Origin of the sequence: Mycobacterium sp. E183 (assembly GCF_001667735.1) — a bacterium.
In the GTDB taxonomy this organism is placed as follows: Bacteria; Actinomycetota; Actinomycetes; order Mycobacteriales; family Mycobacteriaceae; genus Mycobacterium.
Window position 1 is genome coordinate 1 of record NZ_LZJN01000130.1, and the last position, 14,973, is coordinate 14,973.

A 14,973-nucleotide genomic window follows, 5' to 3' on the forward strand; every position below is an offset into this window, starting at 1 on the left:
GCACCCAACCGGCCCTGGCTCATCGAGGGCCAGCGCGCCACGTTCGCCGCCAGCTGCGCGTCCACGGCCGCCAACACGTCAGCGTCGGTGAGCAGATCGGTGCGATACACCAGCGTCCGGAAGATTCCGAAGTCGATATCGCCGGCCGTGAAAACCTCACCCACCTTCGGCAGCCGCTCGCGCAGCGCCCGGGCATACCGCACCCGGCTGGCCGCCAACCCCTGACTGATCCGCAACTCCGCGGCCACCTCCGCGGCCACCGCCGCCTCGGTATCCACCGCCCACTCCTCACATTCGGCGCACCGGGAGAGCCGGTAGGCGAACAACTCCCCGATCGCCGCCAACTGCGCCGCCGCCGCCCGATTCTCCGCCCGCGACCAGCCCGAAACCTGCTCCAACAACGCCGACGACTCCGGCGTCACCGACGGATAGCGCCGCTCGAAGTGCTCATCCATCGCCGCGATCGACTCCGCCGACGGCACCCTCGAATCGAACATACATTCGATTATGCCACCCGGCTACGACAGGTCCAGCCCAACTTTCTCGGGCTGTGGATAACTCGCCGCGGCCCGGCGCGCCACGCCAAATCCGCGACCCGCTAGTCCCCCTGCCGGACCCAGGCGAAGATGTACAGGCTCATCGCCGTCACGAGCGCGATCAACACCCACTGCACGATGGCTTGGTCGATCCACGAGCCGGGCGGCGGCGCGCCGGGAAGGATGTTGCGCAGCGGCACGATGGCGAACAGATTCGCGGCGTACCAGGTTGCGAATGGCGGCAGGAACTTCCTTCTGCCCAGCGCCATCGGAATGGCGACCAGCAGCGCCAGGGTGGGCAGGCTGATCAGGACCAGACAGATGCCCAAGTCGAAGATCAGCGGGCCCTTCGCCCGCTTCAAGGTGATGACCACGTTCCCGTTGTCGGTGCCGCGCTGCGTCGGGAGCGCGCCGGGATCGTGGACGCGGTTGACGCTGATGTCCCAGCCGTCCAACTCCCCGGTCACCTCGACCCGCGCGGGCACCTTCTTCAGGTTGTCGCCCGACCCGACGAACGCGTCCGCCGAGATCGGCTCGGTCCGATAGGAGTCGAACGGCCAGTTGCCCGGATCGCCGTGCGCCACGACGGTGGTGTTGAGTTGCGCTGGCGCCTTGCCCTTGGGGTAATGCAGGTCGCCGAGGTCGCTCGTCGGATAAAGCCGCACGGCGACGTCGGTCCCCAGCACGTCGAAGCGGTTGTCGTATGCCGAAATGCCCGGGTAGACAAGCACATTCACCCCGAGGCGTTTGGCGACCGGTTTCAGCTCCTCCACCTGCAGCTGCACGATGGTCGCATCGCCGCCGCCCTGGCTCAGGTCAAGCGGAGGGAGTGGCCCCTCCGACCGTTCGAGCCAGTGCACCCCGAACAGGGACAACATGTAGGCGGTGACGACAACGGCCAGGATGGCCACGCCGATGACGATGCGGGGGCGTTTCGCCATGTGTTTGCCACTGGGCGGCGAGGACGGCGTCGGTGCGTCCGACGGGGGCGGCGGGGCCGGTGCCGCGGGGGCCTCGGCGGTCACGGGCAACCCACCGGTGTTCCGGGGCGCGTCGAGGGCCACACGTGGTCAGATGCTAGCGAACTCGTGCAGACCGTGCGCGCCTACGAACGCCCCGTCACTCGCCGTCCATGCGGCGGTAACCCGCTCGTCGCCTCAGTGTCGGGGGGCGTCTCCGCCAGCGGGGTCCGTTTGCTGCGCGACGCAGCGGAACCCGATGTGGGTTGTCGCGGTGTCCTGTGACTGTGGCGATCGGGCGGCCGGACGGTACCGGTGGCAGTACTCCGGCGCGCACAGGTGCGAACCACCCTTCAGCGTCTGGCTGACGGTCGGATCCGCGGGTCCCGTCGGGGCGCAACAGGCCTTGGGCGGCCCGCCGATCCGGTGGTGCGCGGAGAACTCCGTGGCGGTCCATTCCCAGACGTTGCCGATCATGTCGAGCAGGCCGAATCCGTTGGGTGGAAACGTTCCCACGGGCGACGTGCCCACCCAGCCGAGTGCGCCGTCGTTGCGGTAGGGGAACCGGCCCTGCCAGGTGTTGGCCATCAGTCGGCCGGCTGGTGTGGGCTCCTCCCCCCACGCGTACGTGCCGGCGCACCCGCCGCGGGCGGCGTACTCCCACTCGGCCTCGGTCGGCAGCCGCCGGCCGGCCCAGCGCGCGTATGCGGCGGCGTCGGGGTAGGCCACTTGCACCACCGGGTGATCGGGCCGGTCGGTGATGTCGCTGTCCGGGCCGAACGGATGCCGCCAACTGGCACCCGGCACCCATTCCCACCATTGCCGCCAGTCCCGCAGGTCGACGGGGCCGGAGGTGGGCCGGAAAACCATGGCGCCGGGACACAGGTCCGCCGGGTTGGCGCCCGGATACAGCGCCGGGTCGATCGGTTGCTCGGCCACGGTCACATACCCTGTGGCCGAGACGAATTCGGCGAACTGCGCGTTGGTCACCGGGTGCCGTTCCACCGCGAAGGCGGCAACGGTCACCGTGTGGATCGGGGCCTCTTCGGGGTAGAAGCTGGTCGAGCCCATGCGGAACGATCCGCCGGGTAGGTCGACCAACTCGCTGAGCACCCGTTCAGGGTACGAGCACCTCAGTCGGACTGGCGGTACCACGTGAGCATGTACAGGCCCATCGCACCGACCAGCGCGAGCAGCACCCAGATCACTAGCGCCTGGTCGATCCACGCACCGGGCGGCGGCGAACCGGGAAGGAAGTTGCGGATCGGTATGACGGCGAACAGCATCGCGGCGAACCATGTCACGAACGGCGGCACGAATTTGCGCTTGCCCAAGGCGATCTGGATGGCAACCGCGAACGCCAGGGCCGGCAGGGCGAAGAGGACCAGGCAGATGCCGAGGTCGAAGATCAGCGGACCCTTGGCCCGGTGCAGCGTGATGACCACGTTGTCCGGCCGGTCCGATTCCTGGCTGGCTTCGCCGACGCGCTGGACGCTCACGTCCCAGCCGTCCAACGCGCCCGCGACCTCGACCCGGGCGGGGATGTATTGGCGGGCGTCGCCCTGGCCGACGAGGACGTCGGCCGAGAGGGTGTCGGTCCGATAGGAGTCGAAGGGCCAGTTGTTGGGGTCGCCGTGCGCCTCGATCGTGGTGGCGACCTGCGCCGGCGACTTCCCCGCCGGGTATTGCAGATCACCGAGGTCGTTGGGGGGGTCCATGCGGACCGCGGTGTCGGTCTTCAACACGTCAAGGCGTTTGTCGAACATCGAGTCTTCGGGAATCACAAGCACTTTCACCGTCAGGCGATTGGCGACGGTGTCCAGCTTCTCGAGCCGGACCAGCACGATGGTGTCGCTCGTCGCGTTCAAATCCGGCGGCTTGAGCGGCTCCCCCGACCTGGCCAGCAGGTGGAAGCCGAACAGCGTCAGCGAATAGACCACGACGAAGCCGAGCAGGGTGACGAGACCGACGATCAGGCGCCGCCTGGGCTTGCGCGGCGGCTCGGGCGGCGCCGACGCCGTGGCGGCGGGCGGCGGCGTTGCTGGAGTTGCGGGCTGCTGCTGCGGGGGAGACGCGTGACTGGCCATCATTCTCCTTGGTAGAGATTGATCGATGCGCCACCCTGAGGCGACACCAGAGAGATCGTAGCGAACTTCGATCTCCCCGGCGGTGAATCGCATTCATATCCCGAGTCAGGCTTTTTAGCCGTTCCGGCGGCCGCGGATCGCCTCGGCAGCGAATCGTCGACGGCGCAGCTCGGCTCCGCCGGCAGCCGCAGCGGGCATTCATCGGAGCAGGTAGCCCGTTCACCTGATGTTTGTTTGCTTGGCGGGCGCGATGGCGGTAAGTCTCGACGTGTGTCGAATCGGGGCAGGTCGCCCCAGTGCTCGCCGCAGCCGCCGGGCGTCAGACGCATCGTCGCCCGCTCGGGCCGAGACCGCAGCCACCAGGAGCCAACCACCGTGAAGCGCAACCCACCGGCGACCGCCATCAGCCTGCTCGCCGCGGCGGCAGTGGCGGTGTCAGCTTGCAGCACCGACCCCCACCCGACGCTGGCCTACGCCGCCGGCGCCAAGGTGGACTGCGGCGGCAAGCAGACCCTGACGGCCAGCGGTTCGACCGCGCAGGCCAACGCGATGACGAAGTTCGTCGCGGCCTACGGCAAGGTGTGCGCCGGGCAGACCCTCAACTACACGGCCAACGGGTCCGGCGCGGGAATCAGCGACTTCCTGGCCGGCAAAACGGATTTCGGTGGATCGGACACGCCACTGGCCGGAAACCAGTACGCCGCAGCCAAACAGCGCTGCGGTGGCGCCGACGCCTGGAACCTGCCCGTCGTGTTCGGCCCGCTGGCGATCACCTACAACCTGGGCTCGGTTGACTCGTTGGTGCTCGACGCGTCGACGATCGCCAAGATCTTCGACGGCACCATCACACGCTGGGATGACCCGGCCCTCACCGCATTGAACGCGTCCATGCCGGCCGAAGACATCCGCGTCATCTATCGCAGCGACGCGTCCGGAACCACCGATAACTTCCAGTCCTATTTGCAGGCGGCGGCCGGCGGGGCCTGGAACAAGGGCACAGGCAAGGCATTCAACGGGGGCGTCGGCACCGGCGCGCAGGGCAACAACGGCACCGCGGCGCTGGTGAAGTCCACCGAGGGCGCGATCAGTTACAACGAGCTGTCTTTCGCGCTGCAGCAAGGGCTTTACGCCGCCGAGATCAAGACCCCGGCGAGCCGCAGGTCCTTGCGGCCGGTGCGCATCGGCACCGACACCGTCGGCAAGACCATCACCGGCGCCAAGATCATCGGCAGCGGCAACGACCTGGTGCTCGACATCTCGTCGTTCTACAACCCGGCCCAGCCCGACGTCTACCCGATCGTGCTGGCCACCTACGAGATCGTCTGCTCCAAATATGCGGACCCCGAAACGGCCAAGGCGGTCAAGGCCTTCCTGCAGGCCGCGATTGGTCCCGGCCAGGTCGACCTCGCCCGCAACGGGTACATCCCGCTCTCGCCGGACTTCCAGTCGCGGGTCTCGAGCGCCGTCGACTCGATCAGCGCTGCGGGAGTGACGAATTCGGAGTAGCGGCTAAGCCTTGTGCCCGCGCCTGCGGTCGCGTTGCCGCCACCAGCCGAACAGGAAGAGCGCCATCGCGGTGACCAGACCGATCAGGACCCAGAGCACGACGGCCTGGTCGATCCACGACCCGTACGGTGGGCTCCCCGGCAAGATGTTGCGCAGCGGAACAATGGCGAACAGCATCGCGCCGTACCACGTCGTCATCGGCGGCAGGAACGACGTCCTGCCCAGCGCCACCGGGATGGCCACCCACAACGCCAGCACGGGCAAAGCGATGAGCACCAGACAGATGCCCAGGTCGAAGATCAGCGGGCCCTTGGCCCTGTGCAACGTGATGATCACATTGTCCTGGACGTCCGGGTTGGCGTCCTCGGGATCATGCACTCGGGTCACCGTGGCGTCCCAGCCGTCCAGCTTCCCGGTGACTTCCACACGGGCGGCCGCCTTTTCGCGGTTCTGGCCGGTGCCGGTGAACACGTCGGCCGCGATGACTTCGGTCTTGTACGAGTCGAACGGCCAGTTACCGGGATCGCCGTGGGCCACCAGCGCGGTGCTGACCTGCGCGGGCGCCTTACCTACCGGATACTGCAAATCGCCCAGATCGTTCTCCGGATAGAGCCGCACCGCGGCGTCGGTGGTCAGCACGCCGAAGTTCTTGTCGTAGAGCGAATCCTTCGGGTAGACAAGCACGTTCACCGTCAGCCGGTTCGCGACGGTATCCAGCTTCTCGATATGGACCTGCACGACGCTGTCCTCGGCCTCGAGCTTGCTGAAATCGACCGGGGGCAGAGGGGGCGCCGATTTGGCCAGCAGGTGCACGGCGATCAGGGAAAGGACGTAGATGACGATGACGGCGACGACGATCCCGAAGGCGATCGCGATTTGCCGGCCGCGGGAACCGGTCGGCGCTGGCGGTACGGGCGGCGCCGGAGTCCCGGCGGTCATTGAGGCATCACGGGCCAGATGCTAGCAAGGGAAACGACAAGTTTCAGGGGATAATGACCGCGAATTGCTGCATCAGCGTGGATTTGGCCGCTTCGAACCCCTGGGCTTTGCCGGGGCCCTCGAGATGGACGACGACCAGATATTTCTGGGTGTTCGTCCAGACGTGGGTGACGCGGTCGGCGAAGTCGTTTGCGGCCGTGCCGCCGGTGCCGCTCAGTAGCTGGCTGCTGTAACCGCAGAACTGGGCGGCGGTGACGGTGACTTTGACTCCCGGATTCGCCGTTCGCAGATCGGTGGCGTAGCGCAGGAACGCCCCGCCCGGTTCGAGATCGGTCCGGGTGATGCTGACCCGCACCGCCATGCCGTCGGGGCCCGTCGCCGTCAGCGCGACGTCACCGGTACCCGGGGTCGGCGGCCAGCCGTCCGGCAGCGGCACCGTGAGCACCGGCGCCGCCGGGTCCGCGACCGAGGCCTTGGTCATGGATCCGCTCGCCGGCGGCGGCGGGAAGCACACCAGCGCATTGGGTGGAATGTGGTCGGGCAGGGTGGTTTCGACGCCGGGCACCGGCTCGGCCGGGTCGGGCACTCGTGTCGTCGAGGTCGCCGACGTCGTCGACGACGCCGGCCCGCTGGTCGCCGTGCCGGCGGTGGTCTTCTCGCAACCGACAGCGGCGACGGCCAGCAGGCACAGCGCCGCGGCTTCAGTCGCGCGAAAAGGCAAGCGCAACTTCGGCTTCCACGTCAACGTAGGGCCGACCGGACAGGTCGACGGTGACCTGCGCGATGGTGCCCCCCGTAAAGGAGAACGGGGCCTTGTAGCGGCTGCAAACCCCCGAGCCGCCGTTGCGCCCGACGGTGATCCCGGCGCCCGCGAGCCCGAACGTGCCGGGATGGGTTTGCACGTCCGCGAGCGTTCCGACCACTTCGTCGTCGATGAACAACGTGACATCGCCGAGTGGCGTGTGGCTGTTGGCCACGGTGCCGGTCCGCGAATAGCTCGCCCCCAGCAGGTGTTTGCCCAGCGGCACCGCGCCCGATGAGGAGACCACCTGCTGGCGCTCGCCCAGAAAGTTGTAGACGTAATGCAGCCGCCGGTCCTGGATGAACAGCACGTGCCCGCCGTGCGCGCCACCCTGCTTGAACAGCACCCCTTCCGCGCCGGTGGTATCTATGGTCACCTCGGCCAGCAGCGAGAACGACCTGCCCTGGATTTCGGCGGCGGCGCCGATGCTGACGTCCGCGCAGTCGGGATAGTAGACGTAGCTGGTCCGATTACCGCCGAGGTATGGGCGGGGCCGCGTCATCGTCTCGATGATGTTCAGGTCCGAGAGCGGCAGCCCGTTGTACTTGGCGGCCTCGGAGAACCACAGCGCCTTGAGTTCTTCCAGTTTGTCCGGGTGCTCGGCAGCCAGGTCGTGGCACTGGCTGCGGTCGGCCTCGATGTGGAACAGCTCCCAGCGGTCGGTGTCGAAATGCGACCAGCCGGCCGGGGTCGCCGCGTGGATGGTGTTGGCGAACCAGCCCTGATGCCAGATGCCGCGGGTGCCGAGCATGGAGTAGAACTGGGTCCGCTTCCCGGTGTCGGCGGCCGGATCGGTAAGGGCCGCTTTGAAACTCACTCCGTCCAGAGGCTTCTGAGCAATGCCCCTGACGGTCTCGGGCGGTGTCATGCCGAGCAGGTCGTAGACGGTGGGCGTGACGTCGCAGACGTTGACGTAGTTGTCGCGGATCTCTCCGTGTGCGGCAACGCCATTGGGCCAGGAGATGATGGCCGTGTCGGCAATGCCGCCTTCGTGCGAGGCGTACCGCTTGTACAGCTTGTACGGGGTGTTGAACGCCATCGCCCAGCCGATTGGGTAATGGTTGTACGTCTCCGGGCCGCCCAGGTGGTCGAACAGCTTCATGCTCTCTTCGACCGTGTCGATGTAGCCGTTGAAGAACTTGCCCTCGTTCACCGATCCGTTGGGGCCGCCCTCCCCGCTCGCGCCGTTGTCGGAGATCACCACGATGATGGTGTTGTCCAGCTGCCCGGATTCCTCCAGATAGTCCAGGATCCGGCCGATCTGGGCGTCGGTGTAGCTGAGGAAGCCTGCGAACACCTCGGCCATGCGGGCGAAGAGCCTCTGCTCGTCGGGGTTCAGCGAGTCCCACGGTCGCACCGTGTCCTGCAGCGGCCAGGGCTCGCCCTTCGGCCCCGTAACGTCCGCGTACGGGTTGACCGGCGAGAGCTCGGTGTCGGGCGGCACGATCCCCAACGACTTCTGGTTCTCCAGCACGATCTCGCGGTACCGCTCGTAGCCCATGTCGAACCGGCCGGCGTAGCGGTCCGCCCACTCGGAGAACACGTGGTGCGGCGCATGCCCGGCGCCCGGGCACACGTAGCTGAACCACGGCTTGTCCGGCGCGATCACCTTGGCATCGCGGATGAACTCGATGGTCTTGTCGGCGAGGTCCTTCGAGAGGTGGTAACCGTCCTCCGGTGTACCCGGCGGGTTGACCGGATGGTTGTCGTACACCAGGTCGGGATACCACTGGTCGGTCTCGCCGCCCAGGAAACCGTAGAACCGCTCGAAGCCGCGCGAGGTCGGCCAATGTCGTTTCGTCGACGCCAGATTGGACTCCTCGAGCGGCGTCAGGTGCCACTTGCCGACGCAGTATGTGTTGTAGCCGCGCTCGGCGAGCACCTCGGAGAGCAGCGCGGTGTCGAACGGGATGCGGCCGTTGGCGTTGGGGAACGCGTCGGTGAACTCCTCGATGGTGGCCATGCCGACCGTGGTGGCGTTGCGGCCGGTGAGCAGCGACGCGCGGGTCGGCGAGCACAGCGCGGTGGTATGGAACTGCGACAGCCGGACACCCCGCTCGGCGATGCGGGTCATCGCCGGCATCTCGACCAGGCCGCCGAAGCAGTCCCACGTCGCTATCCCGGTGTCGTCCCACACCAGGTAGAGGATGTTGGGCGAGTTCTCGGGGGCGGTCGGCGCGGCGTACGGGCCCCAGTCCGGTTCGGAGTCCCGGATGTCCAGCTCGATCTTGCCCTCGAAGGCGCGGGAGTCAGGCGACATGCGCCGAGAGTAACGCGGCCGCGAAAATTCCGATCGCTTTTCGCGGACCGTCAACCCTGCCAAAGCAAAACGCCCGGGACCATCGGGACCCGGGCGTTTCGATGTCGCTTCGGAGCTACTTGGCCTTCTCCAGGATTTCGACGAGCCGCCACCGTTTGGTGGCCGACGTCGGGCGCGTCTCCATCAGCGAGACGCGGTCGCCGATGCCCGCGGTGCTGTTCTCGTCGTGCGCCTTCACCTTCTTGGTGGTACGGATGATCTTGCCGTACAGCGGGTGACGGACGCGGTCTTCGAGCTCGACGACGATGGTCTTCTGCATCTTGTCACTCACCACGTAACCGATGCGCACCTTGCGCCGGCCACGCACCTTGGGGTTGGCCGGAGTGTGCTTGGGGCCCTTCTCTTTCGACCCGGTGTCCTTCGCGGCCGCCTTTGCCGGCGCCTTCTTCGCTTCTGCCATCACGATTCCTTACCGTCGGGCCCGGAAGCCAGGCCCAGTTCTCGTTCGCGCAGCACCGTGTAGACGCGCGCGATCTCCTGACGCACCGTGCGCAGCCGGCGGTTGTTCGACAGCTGCCCGGTCGCCATCTGGAAGCGGAGGTTGAACAGCTCCTCCTTGGATTCGCGCAGACGCTCGGTCAGCTCCTCGTCGGTGAGCTCACGCAGTTCACCAGGCGAAATTCCCACTGCCATCAGAACTGATCCTCTCGAGTCACGATGCGTGCCTTGATCGGCAACTTGTGGATTGCACGGGTGAGTGCCGCCCGGGCCACCTGCTCGTTGGGGTAGCTCAGCTCGAACAGCACGCGGCCCGGCTTGACGTTGACCACCCACCATTCGGGGGAGCCCTTACCCGAACCCATCCGGGTCTCGGCGGGCTTCTTGGTCAGCGGGCGGTCCGGGAAGACGTTGATCCACACCTTGCCCCCACGCTTGATGTGGCGGTTGATCGCGATACGGGCGGACTCGATCTGCCGGTTGGTCACGTAGGCGTGCTCGAGCGCCTGAATGCCGTAGTCGCCGAAGTTCACCGCGGTGCCACCGCTGGCGATGCCGCGCTGGCGGGGGTGGTGTTGCTTACGGTGTTTAACCCTGCGGGGAATCAACATGGTTCAGCTCTCCGTGCTCTGCGGTTCTGGAGCGGGCGGGGCCTCGGCCGCGGCGGCCTGCTCCTCGGCGCCCGCTGCGGCGCGGCCGGCCTCGGTGCTGGTCGCCGTCGTGCCCGACGCACCGCTGCGCCGGGGGCGGGTGCCCGACGGACGCTCGCGGCGCGGACGGTCGGCGCCCGCCGGCGCGGCCGCGGCCAATTCCCGCTTGCCACCGACGATGTCGCCCTTGTAGATCCACACCTTCACACCGATCCGGCCGAAGGTGGTCTTGGCCTCATACAGGCCGTAGTCGATGTCGGCGCGCAGCGTGTGCAGCGGCACCCGGCCCTCGCGGTAGAACTCCGAACGGCTCATCTCCGCACCGCCGAGACGACCCGAGCATTGCACCCGGATGCCCTTGACGTTGGGCTGGCGCATCGCCGACTGGATGGCCTTACGCATGGCGCGGCGGAACGCCACCCGGTTGCTCAGCTGCTCGGCGACGCCCTGCGCCACCAGCTGGGCCTGCGACTCGGGGTTTCTGACCTCGAGGATGTTGAGCTGAACCTGCTTGCCGGTCAGCTTCTCCAGGTCCGCGCGGATGCGGTCGGCTTCGGTGCCGCGACGCCCGATCACGATGCCGGGGCGTGCGGTGTGGATGTCGACGCGCACCCGGTCACGGGTGCGCTCGATCTCCACGTCGGCGATGCCGGCGCGCTCCAGACCGGTGGACAGCAGCCGCCGGATCGCGACGTCTTCCTTGACGTAGTCCGCGTACTGCTTGTCGGCGTACCAGCGCGACTTCCAGTCCGTGGTGATGCCCAGCCGGAAGCCGTGCGGATTGATCTTCTGGCCCACTAGTCTGAGCCTCCCTTCGCCTCAGAAGTCTCAGACGTTTTGGCAGGTGCCTTCTTGGCCGGCGCCTTCTTGGCGGCCGCTTTCTTGGCCGGGGCCTTGGTGGCCGCCTTCTTCGCGGGCGCCTTCGCGGCCGCCTTGCTGGCCTCGGCCCGGCGGGCCCTCGTCGACTTCGCCGAACGCTGGTCCTTGGCCGGCCGGCTCTCCACCACGACCGTGATGTGGCTGGTGCGCTTGCGGATCCGGAACGCGCGCCCCTGGGCGCGCGGGCGGATGCGCTTGGCGGTCGGGCCCTCGTCGGCATAGACCGTGGCGACCACCAGGGTGGCCGGGTCCAGCCCGTTGTTGTTCTGCGCGTTCGCCGCGGCGCTGGCGATCACCTTGGCCACCGGCTCACTGGCCGCCTGCGGCGCCCAGCGCAGGATGTCGAGCGCGTCGTTCACCGACTTGCCGCGCACCAGGTCGATCACCCGGCGTGCCTTGGTCGGCGACACCCGCACGAACCGCGCCTTGGCGACCGCGGACGGGAATTCGGTTGTGGTCATCGCCGTTTGGCCTTCCGGTCGTCCTTGATGTGTCCCTTGAAGGTGCGCGTCGGCGCGAATTCACCAAGCTTGTGGCCGACCATCGCCTCGGTGACGAACACCGGGACGTGCTTGCGCCCGTCGTGGACGGCGAAGGTGTGGCCGATGAAGTCCGGGATGATCGTCGAACGCCGCGACCAGGTCTTGATGACCTGCTTGGTGTTCTTCTCGTTCTGCGCGTCCACCTTCTTCAGCAGGTGGTCGTCGACGAACGGGCCCTTCTTCAGGCTGCGTGGCATGTGTTACTCCTCGACTTCCTAGCGACCGTGCTTCTTGCCGGTGCGCCGGCGCCGGACGATGAGTTTGTTGCTGGCCTTATTCGGGTGGCGGGTGCGGCCCTCCGGCTTGCCCCACGGGCTCACCGGGTGCCGGCCACCGGAGGTCTTACCCTCACCACCACCGTGCGGGTGGTCCACCGGGTTCATGACCACACCGCGGACCGAGGGGCGCTTGCCCTTCCACCGCATGCGGCCGGCCTTGCCCCAGTTGATGTTCGCCTGCTCGGCGTTGCCCACCTCGCCGACCGTGGCGCGGCAGCGCACGTCGACGCGGCGGATCTCACCGCTGGGCATCCGCAGCGACGCGTAGGTGCCCTCCTTGCCGAGCAACTGGATGCTCGAGCCGGCGGACCGCGCCAGCTTGGCGCCACCGCCCGGCCGCAGCTCAACGGCGTGGATCACGGTACCGGCCGGGATGTTACGCAGCGGCAAGTTGTTGCCCGGCTTGATGTCGGCGTTGGCGCCCGACTCCACCACGTCGCCCTGCGAAAGGCCCTGCGGCGCGATGATGTAACGCTTCTCGCCGTCCAGGTAGTGCAGCAGCGCGATGTTGGCGGTGCGGTTGGGGTCGTACTCGATGTGCGCCACCTTGGCGTTGACCCCGTCCTTGTCGTTGCGACGGAAGTCGATCACCCGGTAGGCGCGCTTGTGGCCACCGCCCTTGTGGCGGGTGGTGATGCGGCCGTGCGCGTTACGGCCACCGTGGCCGTGCAGCGGACGCACCAACGACTTCTCCGGCTCCGCCCGGGTGACCTCGGCGAAGTCGGACACGCTGGAGCCGCGGCGGCCCGGGCTCGTCGGCTTGTACTTACGAATTGCCATGTCTCATCAGGTCTTTCTCTCGCGCGCGGCTAGGCCGGGGCCCCGAACAGGTCGATCGGCTTGCTACCTGGCGCCAGCGTGACGATGGCCCGCTTGGTGCCCTTGCGCTTGCCGTACCCGGTCCTGGTGCGCTTGCGCTTGCCCTGCCGGTTCGCGGTGTTCACCGACGCGACCTTGACGGAGAAGATCTTCTCGATGGCGATCTTGATCTGCGTCTTGTTCGAATCGGGGTGCACCACAAAGGTGTACACGTTCTCATCCAGCAGCCCATAGGACTTCTCCGAGATGACCGGGGCCAGGATGATGTCGCGGGGGTCGGTGATGGTCGCCATCTACGCCGAAACCTCCTCGGTGCTAGCCGTGTTGCCACCGATGTAGGCGTTGAGGGCCTCGACGCTGAAAACCACGTCGTCGGAGCGCAGCACGTCATAGGTGTTGAGCTGATCGGGCGTCAGGATGTGAACGCCGGGCAGGTTGCGCACGCTCTTGGCGCCGGCCTCGTCGCTGCGGCCGATCACGATCAGCACCTTCTTGCGATCGGTCAGCGTGCCCAGGAACGCCTTGGCGTTCTTGGTCGACGGCGTCTGACCCGACACCAGCTCGGTGACCGCGTGGATGCGGCCGTTGCGGGCCCGGTCGGACAACGCGCCGCGCAACGCCGCGACGATCATCTTCTTCGGGGTGCGCTGGGAGTAGTCGCGCGGCTTGGGACCGTGCACCACGCCACCGCCGGTGAACTGCGGGGCCCGCGTCGAACCCTGACGGGCGCGGCCGGTTCCCTTCTGCCGGTACGGCTTCCGCCCACCGCCGCTGACCTCACCGCGGGTCTTCGTCGAGTGCGTGCCCTGACGCGCCGCCGCCCGCTGCGCGGTGACCACCTGGTGCATCAGCGCGATATTGGCCGGGGCGTCGAACAATTCGGCCGGCAACTCGACAGAGCCCTCGACCTTGCCGTCGGGCGTCTTGACGTCGATCTTGAGTGCTGCCATTACTTCTCACCTCGTTTGATCGCGCTGCGGACCACCACGAGCCCACCGGTGCGGCCGGGGACCGCGCCCTTGATCAACAGCACGCCGTTCTCGGCATCGACCTTGTGCACCACCAGGTTCTGCACCGTGACCCGGTCGTTGCCCATCCGGCCCGCCATCCGGGTGCCCTTGAACACCCGGGCGGGGGTGGCACAACCACCGATGGAACCCGGCCGGCGGTGGACCGCCTGCGCACCGTGGCTGGCGCCCTGGCCGCGGAAACCGTGGCGCTTCATGGTGCCGGCGAAGCCCTTCCCCTTGGAGGTTCCGGTCACGTCGACGTAGCTGCCGTCGGCGAAGATCTCCGCGGTCAGCTCCTGGCCGACCTCGTATTCGCTGGCCGCGGCCTCGTCATCGAGCCGCAACTCGGCGAGGTGCCTGCGCGGGTTGACACCCGCGGCGCTGTACTGCCCGGTCACCGGCTTGTTCACCTTGCGGGGGCTGATCTCGCCGTACGCCAGCTGAACGGCGCTGTAACCGTCGCGCTCGGGTGTGCGGATCCGGGTGACCACATTGGGCCCTGCTTTGACCACCGTCACCGGGACGACCCGGTTGTTCTCGTCGAACACCTGCGTCATGCCCAGCTTGGTACCCAGAATGCCTTTTCTTGCCATGAGCTCTGGATCTCCTACTGGATGTTGACGTCGACACTTGCCGGAAGGTCGATGCGCATCAGCGCGTCGACGGTCTTCGGCGTCGGGTCGAGGATGTCGATCAGCCGCTTGTGAGTACGCATCTCGAAGTGCTCCCGCGAGTCCTTGTACTTATGCGGAGAGCGGATGACGCAATACACGTTCTTCTCGGTCGGCAGCGGCACCGGACCTACGACACTGGCACCCGTGCGGACGACGGTCTCGACGATTTTGCGCGCCGATGCGTCGATGGCCTCATGGTCGTAGGCCTTGAGCCTGATGCGGATCTTTTGTCCCGCCACGCTTCTCCTACCCTCACTCCACTTACAAAAATCCGTGTCCGGACCTGGTGCTCCCAGCGCGCTGATCGGCCTGGCCGATCGAGCGTCGCGCCGGATACTGCGCCGCTGTTTACCTGTCGTGGTCCACCGGCCCCCGCGGTCGGGTGTGTCACCCTCACGCAGCCTGGACCGCGGCGAAATTGTCGCGCTCCAAGGATGGGACCGGACGCGCCCGTTTGGGCGCTGGTCGTATGCCCGACCAGGCGCGAACCTGGCCCAAGGCAACCTGAACAGTATGCCCTAGATCATGGGTTTG

19 protein-coding genes are annotated in these 14,973 nt (G+C 67.4%); 1 reads left to right on the forward strand and 18 read right to left on the reverse strand.

Going from position 1 to position 14,973, the window contains the following annotated elements:
• From A5691_RS13240 to A5691_RS13255, 4 genes are all read right to left on the reverse strand, one after another.
• The coding region (locus A5691_RS13240; RefSeq protein WP_156675671.1) for a DUF222 domain-containing protein at window positions 1-497 on the reverse strand (497 nt) is incomplete at its 3' end.
• Window positions 498-598: 101 nt separating this feature from the next.
• The gene (locus A5691_RS13245; RefSeq protein ID WP_068266636.1) at window positions 599-1,477 is read right to left on the reverse strand and encodes a DUF4436 domain-containing protein; all 879 of its coding nucleotides are present in this window, start codon (window positions 1,475-1,477) and stop codon (window positions 599-601) included.
• A gap of 216 nt (window positions 1,478-1,693) precedes the next feature.
• A complete protein-coding gene (locus A5691_RS13250; RefSeq protein ID WP_067784037.1) occupies window positions 1,694-2,608 on the reverse strand; it encodes a formylglycine-generating enzyme family protein in 915 nt (304 codons plus the stop codon).
• A gap of 20 nt (window positions 2,609-2,628) precedes the next feature.
• Window positions 2,629-3,582 carry a DUF4436 domain-containing protein gene (locus A5691_RS13255; protein WP_067784042.1) on the reverse strand — a complete coding sequence of 318 codons (954 nt, stop codon included), beginning with the start codon at window positions 3,580-3,582 and terminating at the stop codon, window positions 2,629-2,631.
• 375 nt (window positions 3,583-3,957) lie between these two features.
• Here A5691_RS13255 and pstS point away from each other — a divergent pair, with 375 nt between their 5' ends.
• Window positions 3,958-5,088, forward strand: a complete 1,131-nt coding sequence (pstS, locus tag A5691_RS13260; RefSeq protein WP_067784043.1) for a phosphate ABC transporter substrate-binding protein PstS — start codon at window positions 3,958-3,960, stop codon at window positions 5,086-5,088.
• Between the two features lie 3 nt (window positions 5,089-5,091).
• Here the strand turns inward: pstS and A5691_RS13265 are convergent, their stop codons facing one another.
• The 14 genes from A5691_RS13265 to rpsJ all read right to left on the reverse strand — a co-directional run bounded on the left by A5691_RS13265 (window position 5,092) and on the right by rpsJ (window position 14,678).
• Window positions 5,092-6,027 (reverse strand): DUF4436 domain-containing protein, encoded by a 936-nt coding sequence (locus A5691_RS13265; RefSeq protein ID WP_067753520.1) that lies wholly within the window; start codon window positions 6,025-6,027, stop codon window positions 5,092-5,094.
• 43 nt (window positions 6,028-6,070) lie between these two features.
• On the reverse strand, window positions 6,071-6,748 hold the full coding sequence (locus A5691_RS28630; RefSeq protein ID WP_231981019.1) for a hypothetical protein: 678 nt from the start codon (window positions 6,746-6,748) through the stop codon (window positions 6,071-6,073).
• A complete protein-coding gene (locus tag A5691_RS13275) occupies window positions 6,729-9,089 on the reverse strand; it encodes an arylsulfatase (protein ID WP_068017832.1) in 2,361 nt (786 codons plus the stop codon). Before A5691_RS13275 ends, A5691_RS28630 begins: the two co-directional genes overlap by 20 nt.
• 115 nt (window positions 9,090-9,204) lie before the next feature.
• Window positions 9,205-9,549 carry a 30S ribosomal protein S17 gene (gene rpsQ, locus A5691_RS13280; RefSeq protein WP_067753513.1) on the reverse strand — a complete coding sequence of 115 codons (345 nt, stop codon included), beginning with the start codon at window positions 9,547-9,549 and terminating at the stop codon, window positions 9,205-9,207.
• Window positions 9,549-9,782 carry a 50S ribosomal protein L29 gene (gene rpmC / locus A5691_RS13285; RefSeq protein WP_067274850.1) on the reverse strand — a complete coding sequence of 78 codons (234 nt, stop codon included), beginning with the start codon at window positions 9,780-9,782 and terminating at the stop codon, window positions 9,549-9,551. Before rpmC ends, rpsQ begins: the two co-directional genes overlap by 1 nt.
• Window positions 9,782-10,198, reverse strand: coding sequence for a 50S ribosomal protein L16 (gene rplP / locus A5691_RS13290; protein WP_007167840.1), 417 nt, complete (start codon window positions 10,196-10,198; stop codon window positions 9,782-9,784). Before rplP ends, rpmC begins: the two co-directional genes overlap by 1 nt.
• A gap of 3 nt (window positions 10,199-10,201) precedes the next feature.
• A complete protein-coding gene (gene rpsC / locus A5691_RS13295; protein WP_067753510.1) occupies window positions 10,202-11,035 on the reverse strand; it encodes a 30S ribosomal protein S3 in 834 nt (277 codons plus the stop codon).
• Complete coding sequence (rplV, locus tag A5691_RS13300) at window positions 11,035-11,577, reverse strand: 50S ribosomal protein L22 (RefSeq protein WP_067753507.1); 543 nt, start codon at window positions 11,575-11,577, stop codon at window positions 11,035-11,037. Before rplV ends, rpsC begins: the two co-directional genes overlap by 1 nt.
• Window positions 11,574-11,855, reverse strand: coding sequence for a 30S ribosomal protein S19 (gene rpsS, locus A5691_RS13305; protein ID WP_007167837.1), 282 nt, complete (start codon window positions 11,853-11,855; stop codon window positions 11,574-11,576). Before rpsS ends, rplV begins: the two co-directional genes overlap by 4 nt.
• A gap of 18 nt (window positions 11,856-11,873) precedes the next feature.
• Window positions 11,874-12,716 (reverse strand): 50S ribosomal protein L2, encoded by an 843-nt coding sequence (gene rplB / locus A5691_RS13310; protein WP_067274860.1) that lies wholly within the window; start codon window positions 12,714-12,716, stop codon window positions 11,874-11,876.
• A 29-nt stretch (window positions 12,717-12,745) separates the two neighbouring features.
• Window positions 12,746-13,048, reverse strand: a complete 303-nt coding sequence (gene rplW / locus A5691_RS13315) for a 50S ribosomal protein L23 (RefSeq protein WP_046183668.1) — start codon at window positions 13,046-13,048, stop codon at window positions 12,746-12,748.
• Entirely contained in the window at window positions 13,049-13,705 is a 657-nt protein-coding gene (gene rplD / locus A5691_RS13320) for a 50S ribosomal protein L4 (RefSeq protein WP_067753504.1), read from the reverse strand. It lies immediately after the preceding gene.
• Window positions 13,705-14,358 carry a 50S ribosomal protein L3 gene (gene rplC, locus A5691_RS13325; protein WP_067753501.1) on the reverse strand — a complete coding sequence of 218 codons (654 nt, stop codon included), beginning with the start codon at window positions 14,356-14,358 and terminating at the stop codon, window positions 13,705-13,707. The genes rplD and rplC overlap by 1 nt, the downstream gene beginning before the upstream one ends.
• A gap of 14 nt (window positions 14,359-14,372) precedes the next feature.
• On the reverse strand, window positions 14,373-14,678 hold the full coding sequence (rpsJ, locus tag A5691_RS13330) for a 30S ribosomal protein S10 (RefSeq protein WP_003873519.1): 306 nt from the start codon (window positions 14,676-14,678) through the stop codon (window positions 14,373-14,375).
• Window positions 14,679-14,973: the final 295 nt, after the last annotated feature.

Coding starts and splice junctions, on each gene's coding strand:
- A5691_RS13255 (WP_067784042.1), bottom strand. CDS start 3,582: ATGGCCAGTCACGCGTCTCCCCCGCAGCAGCAGCCCGCAACTCCAGCA.
- rpsQ (WP_067753513.1), bottom strand. CDS start 9,549: ATGGCAGAAGCGAAGAAGGCGCCGGCAAAGGCGGCCGCGAAGGACACC.
- rplP (WP_007167840.1), bottom strand. CDS start 10,198: ATGTTGATTCCCCGCAGGGTTAAACACCGTAAGCAACACCACCCCCGC.
- rplW (WP_046183668.1), bottom strand. CDS start 13,048: ATGGCGACCATCACCGACCCCCGCGACATCATCCTGGCCCCGGTCATC.
- A5691_RS13265 (WP_067753520.1), bottom strand. CDS start 6,027: ATGACCGCCGGGACTCCGGCGCCGCCCGTACCGCCAGCGCCGACCGGT.
- rplC (WP_067753501.1), bottom strand. CDS start 14,358: ATGGCAAGAAAAGGCATTCTGGGTACCAAGCTGGGCATGACGCAGGTG.
- rplB (WP_067274860.1), bottom strand. CDS start 12,716: ATGGCAATTCGTAAGTACAAGCCGACGAGCCCGGGCCGCCGCGGCTCC.
- rplV (WP_067753507.1), bottom strand. CDS start 11,577: ATGACCACAACCGAATTCCCGTCCGCGGTCGCCAAGGCGCGGTTCGTG.
- rpmC (WP_067274850.1), bottom strand. CDS start 9,782: ATGGCAGTGGGAATTTCGCCTGGTGAACTGCGTGAGCTCACCGACGAG.
- A5691_RS13275 (WP_068017832.1), bottom strand. CDS start 9,089: ATGTCGCCTGACTCCCGCGCCTTCGAGGGCAAGATCGAGCTGGACATC.
- A5691_RS13245 (WP_068266636.1), bottom strand. CDS start 1,477: ATGGCGAAACGCCCCCGCATCGTCATCGGCGTGGCCATCCTGGCCGTT.
- rpsS (WP_007167837.1), bottom strand. CDS start 11,855: ATGCCACGCAGCCTGAAGAAGGGCCCGTTCGTCGACGACCACCTGCTG.
- rplD (WP_067753504.1), bottom strand. CDS start 13,705: ATGGCAGCACTCAAGATCGACGTCAAGACGCCCGACGGCAAGGTCGAG.